The organism is Marilutibacter aestuarii, assembly GCF_006546775.1.
Taxonomy (GTDB): Bacteria; Pseudomonadota; Gammaproteobacteria; order Xanthomonadales; family Xanthomonadaceae; genus Marilutibacter; species Marilutibacter aestuarii.
Window position 1 is genome coordinate 23,972 of the sequence record NZ_VICE01000093.1, and the last position, 21,838, is coordinate 45,809.

Genomic DNA, 21,838 nt, shown 5'->3' on the forward strand with positions numbered 1-21,838 from the left:
CGTTACTCTCCTGAGATGCGGATGCGTTCGGCATCGCCGAACTGGTCGGCGCCGGAGACCACGACGCGGTCGCCGGGTTGAAGGCCCTCGAGGATCTCGACGGCGTTGAGGCTGCTCACGCCCGTGCGGACCGGGCGGCGGACGGCGGTGCTGCCCTCCATGACATAGGCGGTATGGCCACCGCCCTGGTCGACGAAGGGGCCGCGCGCGACCTGCAGCACGTCCTGGCGCGTGTCCAGGGTGATGCGGGCGGTCAGGCGCTGGTTCTGGCGCAGGCCGGGCGGCTGCTTGTCGCTGAAGCGCAGGCGGGCGGTGACCTCGCCGTTGACGACTTCCGGCGACACCGCCGACACCTCGCCGGGGAAGGGCTGGCCGCTGCCGCTGGCCAGTTGCGCGGGCATGCCGATGGCGAGGTCGCGGGCGAAGCTCTCCGGCACGCGGATCTCGACCTCGAAGCGGGTCAGGTCGACCACGGTCAGGATCGGCGCGTCATCGGCGACGTTCGAGCGCTGGGCAACCTGGACCTGGCCGACCTGGCCATCGAAGGGCGCGCGCAGGGTGAGTGCGTCCACCTGGCGCTGCACTTCGGTGACCACCGCGCGCTGGCGGTCGGCCAGCAGGCGCTTGTTGCGCGTGTCCAGGCCGGCGCCCTGGCCCTGCAGGGCGTACTCGCGCCGGGCCTGGGCCAGCCCCAGTTCGGCCTTCTTCAGCTGGTCCTGGGCGCGGGCCACGTCGACCTGCGCCACCGCCCCACCGGCGAAGGCGCGCTCGTTGCGTTCCAGGTCGCGCCGGGCGGCCGTCTGGTCGATCTCGGCCTGCTCGAGCGCCTTGCGCGCCTGCGACCGCGAGATCTGCGCATCCAGGCCCGCGCGACTCGCCTCGGCTTCGAAGCTGGCCAGCGAGGCCTGCTCCTGCGCCAGCAGGCTGCGCAGCTCCGGGCTGTCGATCTCGGCCAGCGGCTGTCCCTGCTTGACCACGTCGCCGGCAACCACCTTGAGGGACACCGTGCCCGCGGCGACGGCGTACAGGGTCGGGCTGTTGGCGGCGATCACGCGACCATCGGCACGGATGTCGCGGACCAGGTCGCCACGGGTGACCTCGGCGATCCGCAACCGCGAAGCATCCACCGAGCGGCCGCCGCCGACCCAGCCCGCCACCAGCCACCCGGCCAGCAGCACCAGCGCCGCGCCGACGCCGATGGCGATCAGCCGGGGGCGGCGTTGCCGGGCCGGGGAGGAAGAGACCTGGCGGTCCTGGCCGGAGGTGTCGCGGATGCTCATGCGGTTGCGGTCCATTGGGGCGCCTGTTGCGCGTTACCCCTTGCCACGCATGAACCGTGCCAACAATAAGTGGCTGATTTTCCCGCCTTTTCGCGTACAGGAAATGTGTCCGGTCACTGTCCCGGGTGTCCGCCGGACGGTACATGCCCGTGTCCGGCGCGCTAGACTTGCCCCTCGCCGATGGAGTGAATCTGAATGTGTGGAATCGTTGGTGCGATCGCCGATCGCGATGTCGTCCCCGTCCTTGTCGAAGGACTCAAGCGCCTTGAATACCGCGGTTACGACTCGGCGGGTATCGCGGTCTTCGATGGCAAGGACGTCCGCCGCGTCCGCAGGACCGGGCGCGTCTCCGAGATGGAGGCCGCCGCCGCGAGCGAGGGCCTGAGCGCGGGCCTGGGCATCGGCCATACCCGCTGGGCGACGCATGGCGGCGTGACCGAGGCCAACGCGCACCCGCATGTCAGCTTCAACGAGCTGGCGGTGGTCCACAACGGCATCATCGAGAACCACGATGCGCAGCGCGAGCGCCTGGTGGCGGCGGGCTACACCTTCGAGTCGCAGACCGACACGGAGGTCATCGCCCACCTCGTCCACTTCCACCAGAAGAAGGGCGCGAGCCTCCTGCAGGCCGTGCAGCGGGCGGCCAGCGAACTCGAGGGCGCCTACGCCATCGCCGTGGTCAGCAAGCACGAACCCGAGCGCCTGATCGCCGCGCGCATGGGATGCCCGCTGCTGGTCGGGCTCGGCCAGGGCGAGAACTTCGTCGCCAGCGACGTTTCGGCGATCATCCAGGCGACGCGCGAGGTGATCTTCCTGGAGGAAGGCGACACCGCCGAGGTCACCCGTGAAGCCGTGCGCGTGTTCGACGGCGAAGGCCACGAGGTGCAGCGCGAGGTCCATGTCTCGGACGTGTCGCTGGCCTCGCTGGAGCTGGGTCCCTACCGCCATTTCATGCAGAAGGAGATCCACGAGCAGCCGCGCGCGATCGCCGACACCATCGAAGCGGTGATCGACGAGGGCGGCTTCACCCCGGCGCTGTTCGGACCGGACGCGCAGGACGTGCTGGCCGATGTCGAAGGCGTGCAGATCCTGGCTTGCGGGACCAGCTACTACGCGGGCCTGACCGCGCGTTACTGGATCGAGGCGATCGCCGGCCTGCCGTGCTCGGTGGAGATCGCCAGCGAGTACCGGTACCGCGCTGCGGTGGCGAACCCGAAGCACCTCGTCGTGACCATCTCGCAGTCGGGCGAAACCCTCGACACGATGGAGGCGCTCAAGTACGCGAAGTCACTGGGCCACGACAAGACGCTCTCGATCTGCAACGTGCCCGAAAGCGCGATCCCGCGCGCAAGCCGGCTGGTCTATTACACACGTGCCGGCGCCGAGATCGGCGTGGCCTCGACGAAGGCCTTCACCACCCAGCTGGTGGCCTTGTTCACCCTGACCGCGACCCTCGCCAGGCTGCGCGGACGCCTGTCCGCCGAGGCCGAGGGCGACTACCTCGATGCCCTGCGCCAGTTGCCGGGCAGCGTCCAGCACGCACTCAACCTGGAGCCGCAGATCGTGGGCTGGTCGGAACGCTTCGCGCCCAAGCAGCATGCGCTCTTCCTCGGCCGGGGCGTGCATTACCCGATCGCGATGGAGGGGGCGCTCAAGCTCAAGGAGATCTCCTACATCCATGCCGAGGCGTACCCGGCCGGCGAACTCAAGCACGGCCCGCTGGCCCTGGTCGACGCCGAGATGCCGGTGGTCGTCATCGCGCCGAAGGACAGCCTGCTGGAGAAGGTGAAATCCAATATCCAGGAGGTGCGCGCGCGTGGCGGCGAAATGTTCGTCTTCGCCGACCTCGACAGCCAGTTCGGCGAATCCGAGCAGGTGCATGTCATACGCACCCCGCGGCACGTCGGCGTGCTGTCGCCCATCGTCCACGCGATCCCGGTGCAGTTGCTGGCCTACCATGCGGCGCTCGCGCGCGGCACCGACGTCGACAAGCCGCGTAACCTCGCCAAGTCGGTGACGGTGGAATAGTCGGCCGCACGCGAGCGCTATCGATGCACCGCCCAGGAAGCCCGGCCCCGCGCCGGGCTTTCGCTTTCCTGGCCGATGCCCCTGACAGGTCTGTCGCGCAGCCGGGAGAGGTGTCGTAAGGCTGTCTTGATTCCTGCACGAACCCTTAACAATCGGAGCGCTACGGTTCCTGAGAGGGCGGCAGCTGCGCCTTCTCTTTTCCTGCAATCTGACACCGGCCTGTCACAGGGGGGCGAGTCGTACTCGATGGCTGGGTTGTCTTCAGGCATACCGTTACCGACCGATGTATTTGGAGTGGAGTGGACCATGGCCAAGACGAAAGACACCAAGGGCAAGACCGAGAAGGGCAGCAAGAGCGGCAAGAAGAAGCCGAACGTACTCGTCATGTGGGGCGACGACATCGGCCAGGCGAACCTGAGTTGTTACACGAAGGGCCTGATGGGCTACAGGACGCCCAACATCGATCGCGTGGCGAAGGAAGGGATGATCTTCACGGACGCCTATGCCGAGCAGAGCTGCACGGCAGGGCGCGCGTCCTTCATCACCGGGCAGTGCGGCTTGCGCACCGGACTGACCAAGGTGGGCCTGCCGGGCGCCGATCTCGGTCTGAAGGCCGAGGACATCACCATTGCCGAGGCACTCAAGCCCCTGGGTTATCGCACCGGCCAGTTCGGCAAGAACCACCTCGGCGACCGCGACGAACACCTGCCGACCATGCATGGGTTCGACGAGTTCTTCGGCAACCTCTACCACCTCAACGCGGAGGAAGAGCCGGAGGAAGAGGACTATCCGAACGCCAAGGACTTCCCCGACTTCAAGAAGAAGTATGGGCCCCGTGGCGTACTGCACTGCTGGGCGGACGGCAAGGGCGGACAGAAGATCGAGAATACCGGCCCGTTGACCAAGGAGCGGATGCAGTCCTGCGACGAAGAGTTCCTCGCGGCCGCCAAGAAATTCATCAAGGCCGCGCACGACGCCGGCGAGCCGTTCTTCGTGTGGTTCAACACCACGCACATGCACGCCTGGACCCACGTGCACCCCGACTGGAAAGGCAAGTCCGGCCGCTGGCAGTCCGAATACCACGACACGATGATGTACCACGACTGGTGCATCGGGCAGCTGCTCGACTACCTTGACGAGCTGGGCATCACCGACGACACCTTCGTCCAGTACAGCACCGACAACGGCCCGCACATGAACACCTGGCCGGACGCCGGCATGACGCCCTTCCGCTCCGAGAAGAACACCAGCTGGGAAGGCGCGTATCGCGTGCCCTGCATGGTGCGCTACCCGGGGGTGATCGAGGCGGGGTCGGAGTCCAATGGCATCATCAGCCACCAGGACTGGTTCCCCACCATCCTCGCCCTGGCTGGCGAGCCTGACATCAAGTCCAAGTTGAAGAAGGGCCTCAAGATCGGCAAGAAGACGTTCAAGGTGCACCTGGACGGCCACAACCTGTTGCCCTATCTGTCCGGTGAAGTGGACGAGAGCCCGCGCAAGGCGTTCCTCTATTTCACCGACGACGGCGACGTCGCCGCGCTGCGCTACGACAACTGGAAGATGCTGTTCATGGAGCAGCGCCAGGAAACCACGCTGAAGATCTGGCAGGAACCGTTCGTGGTCCTGCGCACGCCCTACATCTTCAACCTGCGGATGGATCCCTACGAGCGCGGCCAGCAGACATCCAACACTTATTACGACTGGATGTTCCGGCGCATCTTCCTGCTCGTGCCGGCCCAGGCTGCGGTCGCGGAGTTCCTCGAGACTTTCAAGGAGTTCCCGCCGCGGCAGAAGGCGGCCAGCTTCAGCCTTGACCAGGTCATGGCGAAGATGGAGGAAGCCTCGAGCGGAGGTTGACCCCCTCTGTTCGCGAACGATTTCCAGCATCGCGGTGCGACCGCGATGCTGGAGTTTCCCGATGATATGCCAACGAGAGGGGATGCCTTGAACGCCGACCTCGATACCCCGGAAGTTGAGGACCGCAGCACGCAACTGTCGGAGAAGCGCACGACGCTATCGCTCGAGCGCAGCTTCCTGTCGTTCGAACGCACGCTGATGTCGTGGCTGCGGACATCCTTGTCCCTGATCAGTTTCGGCTTCACCCTCGCCAAGTTCTTCCAGTACCTGGCCGAGCATAGGGGCGAGCCGGTCACGGGGGCATTCCACCAGACCTGGGCCTCCGACACGGTGGGGCTGGTCATGATCACCATCGGCACGGTCGCGCTGACCATGGCGGTTTTCCAGCACTGGCGCCGGGTGAATGTGCTTCGCGAAATGGGCCTGGTCGCGCAGTGGAACCTGGCGTTCTGGGTGTGCGGCATGGTCGCTATCCTGGGCGTGTTCGCGTTCGTCAGCTTGATATTGAGCTAGCCGGCGCGCGCCTGCCTTCGCAGGGTGCAACAAGCAAAGCGCATCGCACCGAAAGACGCCGGGAGCGAAGCGGGCGCTCGCCATGACTGCGATCCAACACGACTTTCCTGCAATGGGTTCTGCTTCGCGCAACCGATTCTACGGTGCTGCGCCACCACCCTTCGTCATCCCAGCGCGCTGCGCTGGGCCGGGGGAGAACTGCCGAGCCTTGCCAAAGGCTGGACCCCAGCGTTCGCTGGGATGACGGCTCATGGGGGCTGCCCGCCGGGGGGCTGCGGTGTCTCCGTGGCAACTGTGTTCGTCAGATGGCGATTGTGGTGTCTTTGAAGGCATCGCGCAGGCGGGCATTGAGGATGGCCAGCAGTTCTTACATGACGGCCACGATAGCGGCTTTGGCCGGCTTTCCGCGGGCCCGCAGACCCTGCCAGGCCTCGTACGGTGGGTAGAGCCGAAGGCGAAACCCACCGTCGCGAAGCTGCACGCACGCCGCGCGATGGGTCTTCCTTCGCGCTACCCATCCTACGAGATGCATGGCGACTCTCGCGGGCGTCCGTGTCGCACGAGCGAGGTGAGCACGTCCCGGGGGCGTGCCTTCCCACCATTCACCCCTCACGAATCCCCTATCACGAATCACGAATCACGCCCGCCACGACAGCGAAGGCGTCCACGCGCTTCAGTCCTCGTAGGGTGGGTAGAGCCGAAGGCGAAACCCACCGTCGCGAAGCGGCACGAACGCCGCGCGATGGGTTTTGCTTCGCGCTACCCATCCTACGAGATGCATGGCGACTCTCGCGGGCGTCCGTGTCGCGCGAGCGAAATGAGCACGTCCCGGGGGCGTGCCCTCCCACCATTCACCTCTCACGAATCCCCTGTCACGAATCACGAATCACGAATCACGCCCGACACGACCGCGAAGAGGTCACCGGCTCTTCAGTCCGCGACGCAGCGGAACCCCAGGTGACAAGTCGAGGTGTCGACCGGCTGGGCCATGCGCGCGGCCGGCCGGTAGCGGCGGCAGTAGTTCGGCGCGCACAGGTGCGAGCCGCCCTTCATGACCCGGCGCGGGATCCTGATCGCGGGGTTGCGCGGGTCGGCGCTGGCCTCGGCGGTGCCGCCACGCGGGTTGCTCAGGGTGCAGCACGCGTGCTGAGGGATCGCGCCATGCTCCTGGTACCAGTCGCTGGTCCATTCCCAGACGTTGCCGGCCATGTCGAACAGGCCGTGGCCGTTGGCCGGGTAGGAGCCCACCGGCGCGGTCCACAGGTGGCCGTCTTCCTCCAGGTTCTGCCACGGGAACTCGCCCTGCCAGGTGTTGGCCATGTGCTTTCCGTCGGGCACCAGGTCGCCGTCCCAGCAGTACTCCGCGCCGTCGCGGCCGCCGCGTGCGGCGAACTCCCACTCCGCCTCGGTCGGCAGTCGCTTGCCGCGCCACGTGGCGTAGGCCAGGGCGTCCTCGTAGGCGACGTGCACCACCGGATGGTCGCCCATGCCCTCGATCGAGCTGTCGGGTCCGCGCGGATGGCGCCAGTCCGCGCCGGCGATGTAGTGCCACCAGTTGAAATGGTTGCGCAGGTCGACCGGGCCGGTCGTGGGCACGAACACCACCGATGCGGGCGCGAGCATCGCCGGGTCGGCGCCCGGGTAGTCGGCGGGGTCGGCCGGCTTCTCGGCCTGGGTCACGTGGCCGGTGGCCTCGACGAACCGGGCGAATTCGTCGTTGGTCACGCAATGGCGGTCGATCCAGAAGCCGTCGACGGCGACCTTGTGGGCCGGTGCCTCTTCGGGATAGTGATGGTCCGAGCCCATCAGGAAGCTGCCCCCCTCGATCCGGGCCATGCCTTCGCGGAGATCGTCGCCAGCGTTCGAATCCAGTCCCATTCGCAATGCGTCCCTGTGGTGTCCCCTACACGGTAAAGCGTGACGGCGTGGGCCGCCACCAGTTCAATTCGACACGGCCGGGCCTCAGGTCGCGGCGAGGATCTTCCACAGTGCCCCGACGATGACCTGCGCCGCCAACGCGACCTGCAGGATCCCCAGCACCGCGCTGAGTATCTTCAGCGGTATCATGCCGATCCACTTCATGATGAAGCGCATCGTCAACAGCGCGAGCAGGTTGAGCACCATCACGAGCACGGTGAGGCCGAGGATGCGCAGCGAGCGGTCCGCTCCGTGGCTCAGCGCCATGAGGGTGATGACGGCGGCAATGCCGTAGGGCGTGATCGTCACCGGGAACACCAGGTGCATCGTCGCCGCTCCCGGCGGCGCATCCGCGGCCGGTGGCGGGGGCGCGGCGGTGCCGTACTGTGCGAGCACCATGCGGATCGCGACCATGAAGAAAACGATGCCCGCCACCAGTTGCATGACGGGCGCGGTGATCTGCCACTTCTGCAACAGCGCGCTGCCGACCACGCCGGCGAGCAGGATGGTCAGCGTGCTCAGCGCGAATACCTTCAGCGCCAGCGTCCTGACTTGCGGCCCTGGCAGTTCGCGGGTGGCAAGGAAATAGTCGCCCATCGCCTTGATCGGCCCGAGCATGATGAACAACACCAGGAAGATATTGTCGTAGCCGAGCTCATACCCCCCTGCGGCTGACGGCGCCGTCGGCAGTGCCGGCACGACCGCGGCGATGGAGGACACGGCGTCGAGGAAAAGCATAGGGCTCATCCGCGCGTCCTCATGTCAGGTCACGTTCGGGCATCTCGGCTTCGCTGCTCATCTTCTCGGCCGCGTCCAGGTCGCGCTCGAGGAAGAAGTTCAGGAAGGTGCGGATGACGGCGATGGCCGCCAGCTGCCCGATGTCGTTCCAGTCCGGCGAGATCGCGGTACGCACGATGTCGGCGGCGAGCATGAATTCCAGTCCGAGCAGCAGCCAGCGGGCGAGGCTCAGCCAGGCCGCGCGCCGCGCGCCGTGGCTGCCGCGCCGCACCCGGAGCGCGGGGCCCATGCGGATCAGCGCGTCGATGGCGCCGATCAGGATGGTAAGGACCGACAGGGCTTCGAGCCCCAGTGCGATGTACTCGCTGACTTCGAGGAACAGCTCTTCCACGGCGGCCTCGGCGAATGTTGCGCGCCCATGCGCGCGGAGCATTCAGTCTGCGGACGGCTATGCAAAGCGCGCGTGAAGGCCGCTACCGGCGGTCAGTGCGCCGGCGCGTAACGCAGCGTCAGGTACCACTCGCGGCCCGGCGTGTTGTAGAACGCGACCGTCTCGTAGTCGCGGTCGAACACGTTGGCCACGCGGGCCTGAAGGCTCCAATCGCGCGCCAGCGCGTACTCACCGCGCAGGTCGAAGGTGGCATACCCACCCAGGCGGGTGAGATTGGCGGCATCGTCGTGGCGTGCGCCCTCGGCCACGCCCGTGAGGCCCAGGCGGAACGCACCGAAGGCACGGTCGAGGTCGATGCGCGCGCTGCGCGCGGCACGGCGCGGCAGTGCGTTGCCGGCGTTGGCGCCGGTCTCGTTGCGGGTGTCGGCGAAGCTCGCGCTCGCATCCACGGTCCAGCCCCAGGCGCGGGTATCGATACCCAGTTCCAGTCCCTGCAGCCGCGCGCGTTCGATGTTGTTGGGCAGGAACAGGCCGGCGTCGTAGGCGATCAGGTCGTCGACGCGGGTGCGGTACGCATCGACGCGGGCGTTGAAGCCGTCGCCACGATAGGCGACGCCCAGCTCCCAGCTGCGCGAGGATTCCGGGTCCAGCCCCGGATTGCCGAAGAACGGGTAGTAGAGCTCGTTGAAGGTGGGGGCCTTGAACGCGCTGCCGTAGCCAGCCGTCAGCCGCCAGGCGTCGCCCACGTCGATGCCCCAGGCGATGCCGCCGGTGGTGTGGCCGCCGAACTGCTCGTTGTCGTCGTGACGCAGGCTGGCCTCGAGGGATTGAGCGCCGAGCTGGCCCTGGTACTGCACGAACGCGGCGCGGTTGTCGCGCTCCCGGCGCTCGTAGAACGTGTCGCTGTCGACGCGGTCGCGCAGCCAGTCCAGGCCGGCGGTGAGCCGGTGGCCGCGGGCCAACTGGACATCGCCCTGCAGCGTGGCGCTGTCACGGTCGGTGTCGAAATAGCCCGCGTCGACGCCGTCGATGAAGTTGTCGGAGGCGTCGGTGTTACGGCCGGCCACCAGCGTGAACGAAGCGGTGTCGCTGGCGCGCCAGCGCAACTGGGCGCCCAGCACCTGCTGGACCACCTTGGACAGGTTCTGGAAGCTGCCGTCGTAGGCATTGCGGCCTTCCGCGCGCAGGGCCTGGGCATTGAACGAGAACGCGTCGCCGCCGTCGACGCCGCCGCGCAGCGACGCCGAACGGTTGCGGTAGCCGTCGGTGTCGGGCTCGTCGGTGAAGCAGCCTGCGCCGAAGTCGAAGGGGATCGAGGGATCGGGTCCGCGTCCGCGGCAGGCATCGATGCCGCGGGTCGTCGTGTAGGCGGTATCCACGCCGAACCACGCGCCGCCGCGACGCCCGCCGACGCCGGCGGTGCCTTCGGCGAAGTCATGGCTGCCAAGGGTGGCGCTGGCGCGCGCGGCCACGCCCGCCGTTTCGCGGCGGGTGAAGACCTGGATGACGCCGCCGATCGTGTCGGCGCCGTACAGGCTCGAGCGGGGGCCGCGGACGATCTCCACCCGGTCGATCATCGCCAGGGGGAGGTCCTGGAACGAGACCAGTCCCGAGGTCGGGGAGCCGATGCGGATGCCGTCCACGAGGACCAGCACGTGGTCCGACTCGCTGCCGCGCAGGAACAGCGTCGTCAGCTTGCCCGTGCCGCCCTGCGTGGCCAGGGAGATGCCGGCGCGGCCACGCAGCAGGTCGGGCAGGTCGCGCGCCTGGCTGCGCTCGATCGCCGCGCGATCGATCACCTCCACCGGCACCAGTGCTTCGTCGACACTGATCGCGACGCGATTGCTGGTGACCGTCAGCGTGTCCAGTTCGGTGGCGTCCTGGGCGGCGGCCGGCAACGCGATGGCGGCCGCGACGGCGGCGCCCACGGCGAGGCACACGGGGCGCGGGAAGAGTGGGCGCTGGTACATCGGGTCTTTCTCCATCGTGGCGACCTGCAAGGGACGCCTGTCTGATCGGGGTCGGTGGGCTGTGTTGGAGGCTGCGCACGGCCAACCGCGGCGCGCGCGTCCGGACGGCCGTCCGGGGCGGGCGATCGCGCGGGGAATCGGGCGGGGTGAAGCTCCGTCCGGAGACGCAGGGCGGGCCTGCGCTCGAAGCGGGCGCAGTGTACGCCAGGCCGCGCGGACGCGGGCGGGCGTGGAGGCAGGGGGCAGCGCGCCGGCGGCCGGCGCCTTAATCTTCCGGGCGGTCGCCAGCGTCCGGGGGCAGTGCGACGGTATCGGCGGTCAGCACCGTCGTGCGTACCGGCGCGGCCGTGGGCTTGTAGCGCGGGGGCGGGAGCTGCTCGATCGCGGCTTCCGCCTCGGCGACGAGCTGCTGGCGCCGCGCATCGGGCACGTCCTGCCAGTGGCAGTCGCACAACGCGCCCTCGATGGCATAGAGCAGGTTCATCGTCGGCTTGAAGCCCGCGCGCTTGATGCGCATGTAGGCCTCCACCGGCCCCGCCGCCTGCAGGTCCTCCAGGCTGTGGAGGCCGACCTGCTTGAGCCAGGCCGCGCTCTTGGGACCGATGTTGCGCAGTTTCGGCAGAGTCATCCCAGCGACTCCTGGAAGATCCGGGCCAGATCCTCGAGCCCGGCCTGGTCCTCGGCATCGAAGCGGCCGACGCTGGGGCTGTCCAGGTCGAGCACGCCGACCAGCCGCCCCTGCGCATCCTCCAGCGGCACCACCAGCTCGGCGCGGGAGGCCGCGTCGCAGGCGATGTGGCCGGGGAAGGCATCGACGTCGATGACGCGCTGGGTCAGCCGCGTCGCCGCGGCAGCGCCGCACACGCCCTTGCCCAGCGGGATGCGCACGCAGGCGGGAAGCCCCTGGAAGGGACCGACCACCAGTTCGATGCCGTCGTAGAAGTAGAAGCCCACCCAGTTGAGGTCGGGCAGCGAGTGGTAGATGAGCGCCGACAGGTTGGCGGCATTGGCGACGCGGTCGCGCTCGCCATGCAGCAGGCCGCGCGCCTGCTCGGCCAACTGGGCGTATTGATCCGGCTTGTTGCCGGTAAGGGGGGTTGCGGCGAACATGTCCCGAGTCTACCAGCGTCCACGTCCCCTGCAGGCCCCATGCACCCTTCCGGCATCTTCGTCACCGGCACCGACACCGGTATCGGCAAGTCCCTCGTCAGCGCCAGCCTGCTGCACGCCCTGCGCGCCCGGGGTTTCTCGGCAGTGGGCATGAAGCCGGTGGCCAGCGGCTGCGACGCCACGCCCGAGGGCCTGCGAAACGAAGACGCGCTGCTGCTGCAGGCCGCCAGCGCACCGGTGCCGGCATACGACGAAGTCAATCCCTACGCGCTGGCCGAGCCGCTGGCACCCGAGCTCGCCGCGCGCGACGCGGGCATCGACATCCGCCTGGACGTGCTGGTCGAGGGCTACCGGCGCCTGGCCGCCATGGCCGACCGGGTCGTGGTCGAGGGCGTGGGGGGCTGGGCCGCGCCCGTGTCGGCGCGCCTGGACCAGGCCGATCTCGCGCGGGCGATGGACCTGCCGGTGCTGATGGTCGTCGGCCTGCGCCTGGGCTGCATCAACCACGCCCGTCTCACTGCCGCAGCCATCGCCGCCGCGGGCCTGGAGCTGGTCGGCTGGGTCGCCAACGAGATCGATCCGGCGATGCTTCGGATCGAGGACAACGTCGCGATGCTGCGCGAGCGGCTGCCGGTGCCCTGCTGGGGGCGCCTGCCCTTCGCCGCCGATCCATCGCCGGCGCGGCTGGCGTCGTGCCTTCGCCCGGGCGGCAACTGACGGGCCGTTGCTCCAGCGCGTGAACGGCGGGTTCACGGCGCTTCCGCATCGCACTCTTTAGAGTGCGCGCCACGTGCTTTGCGTAATCGGGCCGACCATGACCAATGGACGATGGGCGCGTGGTGTCCAATGTTATACTCGTCAGTACAGAATTGGCGCCGGCGTCGAGCGGCCCTCCCCCGATTCGTCGTACCCACGTCCAACCGCACATCCCCGTTCGCCGCGAACGGAACTGGAGCCCCTGCATGGTCAAGAATTCCCGCGCCGTGGCGCTTGCCGCCGCCCTTGCCCTGGTGTTGTCCGCCTGTGGCGGTGGAGAGGAGCAGGCCCAGGGGCAGATGCCGCCTCCGGAAGTCGGGGTGGTGACGGTCCAGCCGGGTAACGTGCCGCTGGAAAAGGACCTGGTCGGCCGGCTGGCGCCCTACCGCAGTGCCGATGTGCGCGCCCGCGTGCCGGGCGTACTGCAACGCCGGGTCTACGAGGAAGGCAGCGACGTGAAGGCCGGGCAGGTGCTGTTCCGCATCGATCCCGACCAGTTGCAGGCTTCGCTGGGCCAGGCGCAGGCCAGCCTGGCCGCGGCCAAGGCCGAATACGCCAACGCCAAGGCCAACGCCGACCGCGCGCGGCGCCTGGCGCCGGAGCGCTTCGTCTCCCAGTCCGACCTCGACAACGCCCTGGCCGCCGAACGCAGTGCCGGCGCCGCGGTGCAGCAGGCCGAGGCCGCGCTCGACAACGCACGCATCAGCCTGGGCTACGCGACGGTGACCTCGCCGATCGACGGCCGGGCGAACCAGCAGCAGGTCACCGAAGGCGCGCTGGTGGGGCAGGGCTCGCCGACGCTGTTGACCACGGTCGACCAGATCGACCCGCTGTACGTGAATTTCTCCATGAGCGTGTCCGACCTGGACCAGGCGCGGCGCGCACTGGGCGGTCGCGAGACCGGCGATGCCGATGTCCAGGTGATGCTGCCCGACGGCAGCCAGTACGAGCACCCGGGCAAGCTGGACTTCTCGGGCAACGTGGTCGATCCGGCCACCGGCGCGGTGGCCCTGCGGGCGATCGTGCCCAATCCCGAACGTCGCCTGCTGCCGGGCACCTACGTCACCCTCAAGGCGGTCCTGGGCCAGCAGGCCGGCGCCTTCCTGGTGCCGCAGGCCGCACTCCAGCGCGACGACCGCGGCCCCTTCCTGATGGTGATCGGCGCCGACGGCAACGTGGTGCGCAAGGACGTCGTCGCCAACCGCACCCAGGGTTCGGACTGGGTGATCGGTTCGGGCCTGGAGGCCGGCGACCAGGTGGTGGTCTCGGGCCTGCAGCGCGTACAGCCGGGCCAGCCGGCCAAGGGCACGCCCTGGCAGCCCGAGGGCAGCGCCCCCGAAGGCCAGGCACCGGCGGCGGGCGAGGGCGAGTCCCCGGCCGAGGCGCCCGCGGCACCGGCGGATGACGCCGACGCCGCCGACCCGGCCGAGCAGGGCTGAGCGACGCCATGTCAAGATTCTTCATCAACCATCCCATCTTCGCGTGGGTCGTCGCGATCCTGATTTCGCTCGCTGGCGTCCTGGCGATCCTCAACCTCGGCGTGGAGTCCTATCCCGACATCGCGCCCCCGCAGGTCACCGTGTCGGCAAGCTATCCGGGCGCGAGCGCGGAAACGGCCGAGGGCGCGGTCACCCAGATCATCGAGCAGCAGCTCACCGGCATCGACAACCTGGACTACTTCAGTTCCTCGTCCAGCGCGTCCGGCGGCAGTTCGATCACCGTGACCTTCAAGCCCGGCACCGACCCGGACATCGCCCAGGTGCAGGTGCAGAACAAGGTGTCGCTGGCCACGCCACGCCTGCCTTCCGAAGTGGTCCAGCAGGGCGTGGTGGTGGCCAAGGCTAACGCCGGCTTCCTGATGGTCGTGGCGGTGCGCTCGGACAACCCGAACTTCGATCGCAACGCACTCAACGACCTGATCGGCTCCCGCGTGATCGACCAGATCTCGCGCGTGCCGGGTGTGGGTTCGACCCAGCAGTTCGGCAGCGAATACGCGATGAACATCTGGCTCGACGCCGACAAGCTGCGCGGCTACGGCATGTCCGCCAGCCAGGCGCTGGCGGCGGTGCGCGGCCAGAACGTGCAGTTCGCGGCCGGCTCGATCGGCGCCGCGCCGGCGCCGGAGGGCCAGGGCTTCACGGCCACGGTGTCGGCCGAGGGCCGCTTCAGCTCGCCCGAGGAGTTCGGCAACATCATCCTGCGCGCCAACGAGGACGGCACCGTCGTGCGCCTGTCCGACGTCGCCCGCGTCCAGCTCGGCACCCAGGCCTGGGGCTTCGACACGCAGTGGAACGGCACCCCGACGGGTGCCTTCGCCGTGCAGCTGTCGCCGGGTGCCAACGCGCTGGGTGTCGCCGAGGCGGTCAAGGCACGCATGGACGAGCTGGAGGCGACCTTCCCGCCGGGCGTGACCTGGTTCTCGCCGTACGACAGCTCGACCTTCGTGCAGGTCTCGATCGAGGAAGTCGTGCACACCCTGGTCGAGGCGATCATCCTCGTGTTCCTGGTGATGCTGATCTTCCTGCAGAACTTCCGCGCGACCCTGATCCCGACCCTGGTCATCCCGATCGCGCTGCTGGGCACCTTCCTGGGCATGTACGTGATCGGCTTCACGATCAACCAGCTGAGCCTGTTCGGCATGGTGCTGGCGATCGGCATCGTGGTCGACGACGCCATCGTGGTGATCGAGAACGTCGAACGCATCATGAGCGAGGAGGGCCTGTCGCCGAAGGACGCGACGGTCAAGGCGATGGGCCAGATCAGCGGCGCGGTGGTGGCGATCACCGTCGTGCTCGCGGCGGTGTTCATTCCCTCGGCCTTCCAGGGCGGCTCGGCGGGTGAGATCTACAAGCAGTTCGCGCTCACGATCGCCATGGCGATGGGTTTCTCCGCGTTCCTCGCGCTGGGCTTCACGCCCGCATTGTGCGCGACCATGATCAAGCCCACCGACCACCACAACAAGAACGTGGTGTTCCGCGTGTTCGAGCGCGGCTACGAGAAGGTCAGCGGCACCTACGTCGGCCATATCACCGGCGCCATCAAGCATGCGCCGCGATGGATGATGCTGTTCGTGCTGCTGGTCGCGCTGTGCGGCTTCCTGTTCACCCGCCTGCCGGGCAGCTTCCTGCCCGAAGAGGACCAGGGCTATGCGATCGCACTGGTCCAGCTGCCGTCCGGCGCCACGGTGGACCGTACCCGCAAGGTGTTCACCCAGGTCCGCGAGACGCTGGAGAAGCAGGACGGCTTCGAGGGCATGATGCAGGTCGCCGGCTTCAGCTTCATCGGCCAGGGCGAGAACGTGGGCCTGGCCTTCATCCGGCTCAAGCCCTGGGACGAGCGCGACGTCACCGCGATGGAGTTCATCCAGAACGCCAACCAGGCGCTCTACGGCATCCGCGACGCGCAGATCTTCGTCATCAACATGCCGACGGTCAGCGGCCTGGGCGCCTTCGGTGGCTTCGACATGTACCTGCAGGACCGCGGCGGCAAGGGGCGGGCGGAGCTGACCCAGGCGCGCAACATGCTGTTGGGCAAGGCTGCGCAGGACCCCGCACTCACCGCGGTGCGTCCCAATACCCTGGAGGAGGCGCCGCAGCTCAAGCTCGACGTCGATCGCGTACAGGCGCAGGCCATGGGCCTGTCGGTGAACGACATCTACACCGCCATCCAGCTGATGCTGGCGCCGGTGTACGTGAACGACTTCGTCGACCAGGGTCGCGTCAAGCGGGTGACGATGCAGGCCGATGCCCCGTTCCGCACGGGCCCCGAATCGCTGTCGCGCTTCTACACGCCGAGCCCGCGTTTCGATGCCACCATGGGCAGCGACGCGACCACCGGCGCGATGGTGCCGCTGTCGAACGTCGTCAAGGCGAGCTGGCAGATGGCCTCGCCTTCGCTCAACCGCTACAACGGTTACGCGGCGGTCGAGATCGTCGGTTCGCAGGCGCCGGGCTACAGCTCGGGCGAAGCGATGGACGCCATGGAGGGCATCGTCGAGAACGAACTGCCCGAAGGCTTCGGCTACGACTGGACCGGCCAGTCCTACCAGGAAATCATCTCCGGCAACCAGGGACCGCTGCTGATGGCGCTGTCCATCCTGGTGGTGTTCCTGTGCCTGGCGGCGCTTTACGAGAGCTGGTCGGTGCCGGTCGCGGTGCTGCTGGTGGTCCCGCTGGGCGTGCTGGGCGCGGTGATCTTCACGATGCTGCGCGGCCTGCCGAACGACATCTACTTCAAGATCGGCCTGATCACGGTGATCGGCCTGGCGGCCAAGAACGCGATCCTGATCGTGGAGTTCGCGATCGAACAGCGCCAGGCCGGCATGACCCTGCGGCAGGCGACGATCGAGGCCTGCAAGCTGCGCTTCCGGCCGATCCTGATGACCTCGTTCGCGTTCATCCTCGGCGTGGTGCCGCTGGCGATCTCCTCCGGCGCGGGCGCCAATGCCCGCCACGCCATCGGCACCGGCGTGATCGGCGGCATGATCTTCGCGACCTTCCTGGGCGTGCTGTTCATCCCGATCTTCTACGTCGTGGTCCGTCGCCTGCTCGGCGACAAGATGGACGAGAAGCCGGTCCTTGAGGCCAGGGGCGACGCCTGACGACTGCCGTCACTGGCGATGCCGCAAAAGCCCGCCGCAAGGCGGGCTTTTTGCGTGCGCTCGATTCCCGCTGTTGACCGGCGCGCGACTCTCCGTGGCCCGGCCCATGATCCCGCCACGAATCACCCATCCCCAATCACGGCGAGAGCCAAGGGCTGGATTCCAGCGTTCGCTGGGATGACGGCCTGGGGGGGCGCCGGTGGGTCGAGCCGAAGGCGATACCCACCGGCGCCGCTGCCGGCCACGACGCACGATGGGTTCTGCTTCGCGCAACCCATCCTGCGAAGGCGCGGGCTGCATGCCGGCGTTCGCCGGGGTTCGGGCGCGGAGTGAAGTGAGCGACGTCCAGGGTCCCGATACCCCGTCACGAATCACCCATCACCCATCACCAATCCCACCAGACATAAAAAAGCCCGACCGCATGGAGCGGTCGGGCGACATCGGCGGGGACCAGTGGGAGGGTAAATGGCCCCGACGGTACTGCTACTTGCCTGGTGCGAGGGCCTTACTTGGCAGCCTTGGCGGCGGCCTTGGTGGCCTTCTCGACGTTGGCCTGGGCGCTCTTGGCGGCCGACTCGAACTGGCCCTTGGCCAGCTCCGCGATCGCCTCGTTGGTCTTCAGCGTGCGGCCAAAGGCCTCCTGGCCGGTGGTGACGGCGCGCTCGACGTTCTCGCGGGCGATCTGCACGCCCTTGGGCCACAGGGCCTTGGCGGCGTCGAAATCGCGGGCCTCGGCGGCTTCGCCGAAGAAAGCGAAGGTGGCGTTGGCGCGGTCTTCCACGGCGGCCATCTGCAGGCCGAACAGGGCCTCGGTGTTCTCCAGCATCAGGCGGCTGGCCTGGGATGCGGTGTCCGCGAACTGGCGCGTCGCGGCAGCGAATTGCTCGTTGAATTGCGTGTACATGACGATTCTCCTGCACGATTCGCCGGCGGAATGCCGGTTTGTGCGATGCAGCATAACGCGTCCAATGTTGCAATGCAACATCGATTCCTTGACCGTTCGGTGACGTTCAGCAAAGGCCGGCGGGCCTGCCTGTTCAGCCCCGGTAGCGGCAACCCGAGGTGCAGGTCTCGTGGACCACGACTTCGCTGAGCAGCGGCAGGGCCGGCTTCAGGCGCTCCCAGATCCATACCGCCAGGCGCTCGCTGGTCGGGTTCTCCAAGCCTTCGATGTCGTTGAGATAGTGGTGGTCGAGCTGCTCGTACAGCGGCTTGAAGGCCTGCTTGAGGTCGGCGAAGTCCATGACCCAGCCGGCATGGGGATCGATGTCGCCCGAGACGTGCAGCTCGATCCGGAACGAGTGGCCGTGCAGGCGGGCGCACTTGTGGCCCTCGGGCACGTGGGGCAGCCGGTGCGCGGCCTCGAGGGTGAATGCCTTGAAGATGTCCATGCCGGCATTGTCCCACGCCACGCGGGCGGATGCGGGCGCCGGGGCGTCCAGGGGGCCGCCCCGTACGGCGGACGCGGCCGCGGCTAGACCGTGCCGGCGGGCACGCGGACCTGGCCGTCCATCAGCACGCGCGCGCTGCGGCTCATGATCGCCCGGGTCACGGTCCAGCGGCCGTCGCGTTCGACGGCTTCCGCGCCGACGCGGAGCGTGCCCGAGGGATGCCCGAACACGACCGCGTTGCGCGCGCCGCCGCCGGCGGCGCGGTTGACCACGGTCCCGGGCACCGACGCCGCGGTGGCGATCGCCACGCTCGCGGTGCCCATCATCGCGTGGTGCAGCTTGCCCATCGACAGGGCGCGCACCAGCAGGTCGACGTCGCCGGTGCCGATGGTCTTCCCGCTCGAGGTGACGTGCTCGCGCGGCGGGGCGACGAAGGCGACCTTGGGCGTGTGCTGGCGGGTGGCGGCCTGGGCGATGTCGTCGATCAGGCCCATCCGCACCGCGCCATGCGCGCGGATCGCCTCGAAGCGGGCGAGCGCGGCCTTGTCCTCGTTGATCGCGTCCTGCAGCTCGGTGCCCGAATAGCCCAGGGCCGCGGCGTCGATGAAGATCGTCGGGATACCGGCATTGATCATCGTCGCCTCGAAACGACCCACGCCGGGGACCTCCAGCGTGTCGACGACCGCCCCCGTCGGGAACATGCCGCGCGCGGCGCCGTCGCCGGCGTCGTCGTCGGAGGGGTCGAGGAACTCCAGCTGGATCTCGGCGGCCGGGAAGGCCACGCCGTCGAGCTCGAAGTCGCCGGTTTCCTGCACTTCGCCATTCGCCATCGGTACGTGGGCGACGATGGTCTTGCCGATGTTCGCCTGCCAGATCCGCACCGTGCACGTGCCGTCGGCGGGGACGCGGCTCGCGTCCACCAGGCCCTGGGCGATCGCGAACGGCCCCACCGCCGAGGACAGGTTGCCGCAGTTGCCGCTCCAGTCGACGAAGGCGCTGTCGATGGCCACCTGGCCGTAGAGGTAGTCGACGTCGTGGCCCGGCACGGACGACCTGGAGATGATCACGCACTTGCTCGTGCTTGAGGTGGCCCCGCCCATGCCGTCGGTGTGCTTGCCGTAGGGGTCGGGCGAGCCGATGACGCGCATCAGCAGCGCATCGCGCGCCGCGCCCGGGCCGCGGGCCGCGGCGGGCAGGTCGTCGAGCTTGAAGAACACGCCCTTGGACGTGCCGCCCCGCATGTAGGTGGCGGGGATGCGGAGCTGGGGAAGGTGCGGCATGCGGGTCTCGTCTGTGGGGGCGTCGCCACGGCCGGGCGGCGACGCGAGGGTAGGGTCAGGCGTCGTCGGGGATCTCGGGTTCGACCAGGCGCGCCAGTTGTTCGAGCGATTCCTGCCAGCCCAGGTAACAGAACTCGGTCGGGATCGCGGCGGGAATACCGGCCTGGGTGATGTCCAGCTCGGTGCCGCAGGCCACGGCCTTGAGCGCGACGGTCACCTGCATCTCACCGGGCAGGCCCGGGTCGTCGAAACGGTCGGTGTGGCGGATGCGCTCGCCGGGCACCAGCTCGGTATAGACCACCGTGAACGAATGGCTCGAGCCGGTGCCGAAGTTGGTGAACGACATGCGGTAGCCACCGCCGACGCTCGGGTCGATCTCGTGGATCTTGCCGGTGAAGCCGAACGGTGGCAGCCAGCGTTCCAGGGCGCTGGCGTCGAGGAAGGCCCGGTAGACGCGTTCGGCCGGGGCGCGCAGGACGCGGTGCAGGCGCACGGTGCCGGGCTGGGGCGTGTCGGACATGGTCGTCTCCTTCCGTTTCGTTGGGGTTCCAATCTCCGACGAACGGGTCAGGCCGCTTTCGACGCGTCCAGGAAATCCTGCGCGAATCGTTGCAGGACGCCGCCGGCCTCGTAGATCGACACTTCCTCGGCGGTGTCCAGGCGGCAGGTCACCGGGACCTCGACGGTCTCGCCGTCGCGGCGGCGGATGACCAGGGTCAGGGTCGCGCGCGGGGTGCGCTCGCCGACCACGTCGTAGGTCTCGCTGCCGTCGATGCCCAGCGTCTCGCGGGTGGTGCCGGGCTGGAATTCCAGCGGCAACACGCCCATGCCGATGAGGTTGGTGCGGTGGATGCGCTCGAAGCCTTCCGCCGCGATCGCCTCCACCCCGGCCAGGCGCACGCCCTTGGCGGCCCAGTCGCGCGAGGAGCCCTGTCCGTAGTCGGCGCCGGCGATGATGATCAGGGGCTGCCGCCGCGCCATGTAGGTCTCGATCGCCTCCCACATGCGGGTCACCTCGCCCTCGGGCTCGATGCGCGCCAACGAGCCTTGGCGCACGTTGCCGTCGGCATCTCGGACCATCTCGTTGAGCAGCTTCGGGTTGGCGAAGGTTGCGCGTTGCGCGGTGAGGTGGTCGCCGCGGTGGGTCGCGTAGGAATTGAAGTCCTCCTCCGGCAGGCCCATCTTCGCCAGGTATTCGCCGGCCGCGCTGCTGGCGAGGATGGCGTTGGATGGCGACAGGTGGTCGGTGGTGATGTTGTCGCCCAGCACCGCCAGCGGCCGCATCCCGCGCAGCGAGCGCTCGCCGGCGAGCGCGCCCTCCCAGTACGGCGGACGGCGGATGTAGGTGCTCTTCTCGCGCCAGTCGTAGAGCGGGCTGATGTCGCCGATGCGCTGCAGCCGGGCCGCGAACATCGGGTCGTAGACCTGGCGGAAGTGCTCGGGGCGGACGCTGTCGCGGACGATGGCGTCGATCTCCTCGTCGCTCGGCCAGAGGTCCTTGAGCGTGACCGGCGTGCCGTCGGCGTCGTGGCCGAGGACGTCCTTCTCGATGTCGAAGCGCACCGTGCCGGCGATCGCGTAGGCCACCACCAGCGGCGGCGAGGCGAGGAAGGCCTGCTTGGCGTAGGGGTGGATGCGGCCGTCGAAGTTGCGGTTGCCCGACAGCACCGCGGTGGCGTAGAGGTCGCGCTCGATCACCTCCTGCTGGATCGCCGGGTCGAGCGCACCGCTCATGCCGTTGCAGGTGGTGCAGGCGAAGCCGACGATGCCGAAGCCCAGCGCCTCCAGCTCCGGCAGCAGGCCGGCTTCCTCCAGGTACAGCTGCACGGCCTTGGAGCCCGGCGCGAGCGAGGTCTTCACCCAGGGCTTGCGGACCAGGCCGCGCGCGTTGGCATTGCGCGCCAGCAGGCCGGCGGCGATCACGTTGCGGGGGTTGGAGGTATTGGTGCAACTGGTGATCGCGGCGATGATCACCGCGCCGTCGGGCATGCGGCCCGCGGCTTCGTC

At 68.6% G+C, this 21,838-nt stretch carries 18 protein-coding genes; 6 read left to right on the plus strand and 12 right to left on the minus strand.

Annotation, left to right across the window (positions count from 1 at the left end):
- Nucleotides 1–2 precede the first annotated feature (2 nt).
- Nucleotides 3–1,280 (minus strand): efflux RND transporter periplasmic adaptor subunit, encoded by a 1,278-nt coding sequence (locus FKV25_RS09965; RefSeq protein ID WP_141518653.1) that lies wholly within the window; start codon nt 1,278–1,280, stop codon nt 3–5.
- Nucleotides 1,281–1,475: 195 nt separating this feature from the next.
- On the opposite strand from FKV25_RS09965, the gene glmS reads away from it, so the two are divergent.
- From glmS to FKV25_RS09980, 3 genes are all read left to right on the plus strand, one after another.
- Entirely contained in the window at nt 1,476–3,308 is a 1,833-nt protein-coding gene (glmS, locus tag FKV25_RS09970; RefSeq protein WP_141518654.1) for a glutamine--fructose-6-phosphate transaminase (isomerizing), read from the plus strand.
- 306 nt (nt 3,309–3,614) lie between these two features.
- Nucleotides 3,615–5,165 (plus strand): arylsulfatase, encoded by a 1,551-nt coding sequence (locus FKV25_RS09975; protein ID WP_141518655.1) that lies wholly within the window; start codon nt 3,615–3,617, stop codon nt 5,163–5,165.
- 87 nt (nt 5,166–5,252) lie between these two features.
- Nucleotides 5,253–5,678, plus strand: coding sequence for a YidH family protein (locus FKV25_RS09980; protein WP_170218607.1), 426 nt, complete (start codon nt 5,253–5,255; stop codon nt 5,676–5,678).
- Nucleotides 5,679–6,608: 930 nt separating this feature from the next.
- Here the strand turns inward: FKV25_RS09980 and FKV25_RS09985 are convergent.
- The 6 genes from FKV25_RS09985 to FKV25_RS10010 form a co-directional block, all read right to left on the minus strand.
- The gene (locus FKV25_RS09985) at nt 6,609–7,556 is read right to left on the minus strand and encodes a formylglycine-generating enzyme family protein (RefSeq protein ID WP_246072044.1); all 948 of its coding nucleotides are present in this window, start codon (nt 7,554–7,556) and stop codon (nt 6,609–6,611) included.
- 84 nt (nt 7,557–7,640) lie between these two features.
- Nucleotides 7,641–8,342 (minus strand): MarC family protein, encoded by a 702-nt coding sequence (locus FKV25_RS09990; protein ID WP_141518657.1) that lies wholly within the window; start codon nt 8,340–8,342, stop codon nt 7,641–7,643.
- 10 nt (nt 8,343–8,352) lie between these two features.
- The gene (locus FKV25_RS09995; RefSeq protein WP_141518658.1) at nt 8,353–8,766 is read right to left on the minus strand and encodes a DUF1622 domain-containing protein; all 414 of its coding nucleotides are present in this window, start codon (nt 8,764–8,766) and stop codon (nt 8,353–8,355) included.
- Between the two features lie 50 nt (nt 8,767–8,816).
- Nucleotides 8,817–10,694, minus strand: a complete 1,878-nt coding sequence (gene btuB / locus FKV25_RS10000; protein WP_141518659.1) for a TonB-dependent vitamin B12 receptor — start codon at nt 10,692–10,694, stop codon at nt 8,817–8,819.
- 265 nt (nt 10,695–10,959) lie between these two features.
- Nucleotides 10,960–11,322 carry a TfoX/Sxy family protein gene (locus tag FKV25_RS10005; RefSeq protein ID WP_141518660.1) on the minus strand — a complete coding sequence of 121 codons (363 nt, stop codon included), beginning with the start codon at nt 11,320–11,322 and terminating at the stop codon, nt 10,960–10,962.
- Nucleotides 11,319–11,804 (minus strand): GAF domain-containing protein, encoded by a 486-nt coding sequence (locus FKV25_RS10010; RefSeq protein WP_141518661.1) that lies wholly within the window; start codon nt 11,802–11,804, stop codon nt 11,319–11,321. The genes FKV25_RS10005 and FKV25_RS10010 overlap by 4 nt, the downstream gene beginning before the upstream one ends.
- A 39-nt stretch (nt 11,805–11,843) precedes the next feature.
- On the opposite strand from FKV25_RS10010, the gene bioD reads away from it, so the two are divergent.
- From bioD to FKV25_RS10025, 3 genes are all read left to right on the plus strand, one after another.
- The gene (gene bioD / locus FKV25_RS10015) at nt 11,844–12,521 is read left to right on the plus strand and encodes a dethiobiotin synthase (protein ID WP_141518662.1); all 678 of its coding nucleotides are present in this window, start codon (nt 11,844–11,846) and stop codon (nt 12,519–12,521) included.
- A gap of 245 nt (nt 12,522–12,766) precedes the next feature.
- On the plus strand, nt 12,767–13,999 hold the full coding sequence (locus FKV25_RS10020) for an efflux RND transporter periplasmic adaptor subunit (RefSeq protein WP_141518663.1): 1,233 nt from the start codon (nt 12,767–12,769) through the stop codon (nt 13,997–13,999).
- Nucleotides 14,000–14,007: 8 nt separating this feature from the next.
- Nucleotides 14,008–17,160, plus strand: a complete 3,153-nt coding sequence (locus FKV25_RS10025) for a multidrug efflux RND transporter permease subunit (protein ID WP_141518664.1) — start codon at nt 14,008–14,010, stop codon at nt 17,158–17,160.
- A 505-nt stretch (nt 17,161–17,665) separates the two neighbouring features.
- Here the strand turns inward: FKV25_RS10025 and FKV25_RS10030 are convergent.
- The 5 genes from FKV25_RS10030 to acnA all read right to left on the minus strand — a co-directional run.
- A complete protein-coding gene (locus FKV25_RS10030; protein ID WP_141518665.1) occupies nt 17,666–18,064 on the minus strand; it encodes a phasin family protein in 399 nt (132 codons plus the stop codon).
- Between the two features lie 133 nt (nt 18,065–18,197).
- Nucleotides 18,198–18,551, minus strand: a complete 354-nt coding sequence (queD, locus tag FKV25_RS10035; RefSeq protein WP_141518666.1) for a 6-carboxytetrahydropterin synthase QueD — start codon at nt 18,549–18,551, stop codon at nt 18,198–18,200.
- An 83-nt stretch (nt 18,552–18,634) separates the two neighbouring features.
- Nucleotides 18,635–19,831: a 2-methylaconitate cis-trans isomerase PrpF gene (gene prpF / locus FKV25_RS10040; protein WP_141518667.1), complete on the minus strand. Its 1,197-nt coding sequence runs from the start codon at nt 19,829–19,831 to the stop codon at nt 18,635–18,637.
- 55 nt (nt 19,832–19,886) lie between these two features.
- Entirely contained in the window at nt 19,887–20,351 is a 465-nt protein-coding gene (locus FKV25_RS10045) for an SRPBCC family protein (RefSeq protein ID WP_141518668.1), read from the minus strand.
- A gap of 47 nt (nt 20,352–20,398) precedes the next feature.
- A partial coding sequence (gene acnA / locus FKV25_RS10050) for an aconitate hydratase AcnA (protein ID WP_141518669.1) occupies nt 20,399–21,838 on the minus strand: 1,440 nt, incomplete at its 5' end.

What these genes read in the sequence shown, in the direction of transcription:
- FKV25_RS10045 (WP_141518668.1), bottom strand. Translation starts at nt 20,351, where the DNA reads ATGTCCGACACGCCCCAGCCCGGCACCGTGCGCCTGCACCGCGTCCTG.
- FKV25_RS10025 (WP_141518664.1), top strand. Translation starts at nt 14,008, where the DNA reads ATGTCAAGATTCTTCATCAACCATCCCATCTTCGCGTGGGTCGTCGCG.
- FKV25_RS09990 (WP_141518657.1), bottom strand. Translation starts at nt 8,342, where the DNA reads ATGAGCCCTATGCTTTTCCTCGACGCCGTGTCCTCCATCGCCGCGGTC.
- btuB (WP_141518659.1), bottom strand. Translation starts at nt 10,694, where the DNA reads ATGTACCAGCGCCCACTCTTCCCGCGCCCCGTGTGCCTCGCCGTGGGC.
- FKV25_RS10020 (WP_141518663.1), top strand. Translation starts at nt 12,767, where the DNA reads ATGGTCAAGAATTCCCGCGCCGTGGCGCTTGCCGCCGCCCTTGCCCTG.
- glmS (WP_141518654.1), top strand. Translation starts at nt 1,476, where the DNA reads ATGTGTGGAATCGTTGGTGCGATCGCCGATCGCGATGTCGTCCCCGTC.
- FKV25_RS09995 (WP_141518658.1), bottom strand. Translation starts at nt 8,766, where the DNA reads ATGCTCCGCGCGCATGGGCGCGCAACATTCGCCGAGGCCGCCGTGGAA.
- queD (WP_141518666.1), bottom strand. Translation starts at nt 18,551, where the DNA reads ATGGACATCTTCAAGGCATTCACCCTCGAGGCCGCGCACCGGCTGCCC.
- FKV25_RS10010 (WP_141518661.1), bottom strand. Translation starts at nt 11,804, where the DNA reads ATGTTCGCCGCAACCCCCCTTACCGGCAACAAGCCGGATCAATACGCC.
- prpF (WP_141518667.1), bottom strand. Translation starts at nt 19,831, where the DNA reads ATGCCGCACCTTCCCCAGCTCCGCATCCCCGCCACCTACATGCGGGGC.
- FKV25_RS09965 (WP_141518653.1), bottom strand. Translation starts at nt 1,280, where the DNA reads ATGAGCATCCGCGACACCTCCGGCCAGGACCGCCAGGTCTCTTCCTCC.
- FKV25_RS09985 (WP_246072044.1), bottom strand. Translation starts at nt 7,556, where the DNA reads ATGGGACTGGATTCGAACGCTGGCGACGATCTCCGCGAAGGCATGGCC.
- bioD (WP_141518662.1), top strand. Translation starts at nt 11,844, where the DNA reads ATGCACCCTTCCGGCATCTTCGTCACCGGCACCGACACCGGTATCGGC.
- FKV25_RS09975 (WP_141518655.1), top strand. Translation starts at nt 3,615, where the DNA reads ATGGCCAAGACGAAAGACACCAAGGGCAAGACCGAGAAGGGCAGCAAG.
- FKV25_RS10005 (WP_141518660.1), bottom strand. Translation starts at nt 11,322, where the DNA reads ATGACTCTGCCGAAACTGCGCAACATCGGTCCCAAGAGCGCGGCCTGG.
- FKV25_RS10030 (WP_141518665.1), bottom strand. Translation starts at nt 18,064, where the DNA reads ATGTACACGCAATTCAACGAGCAATTCGCTGCCGCGACGCGCCAGTTC.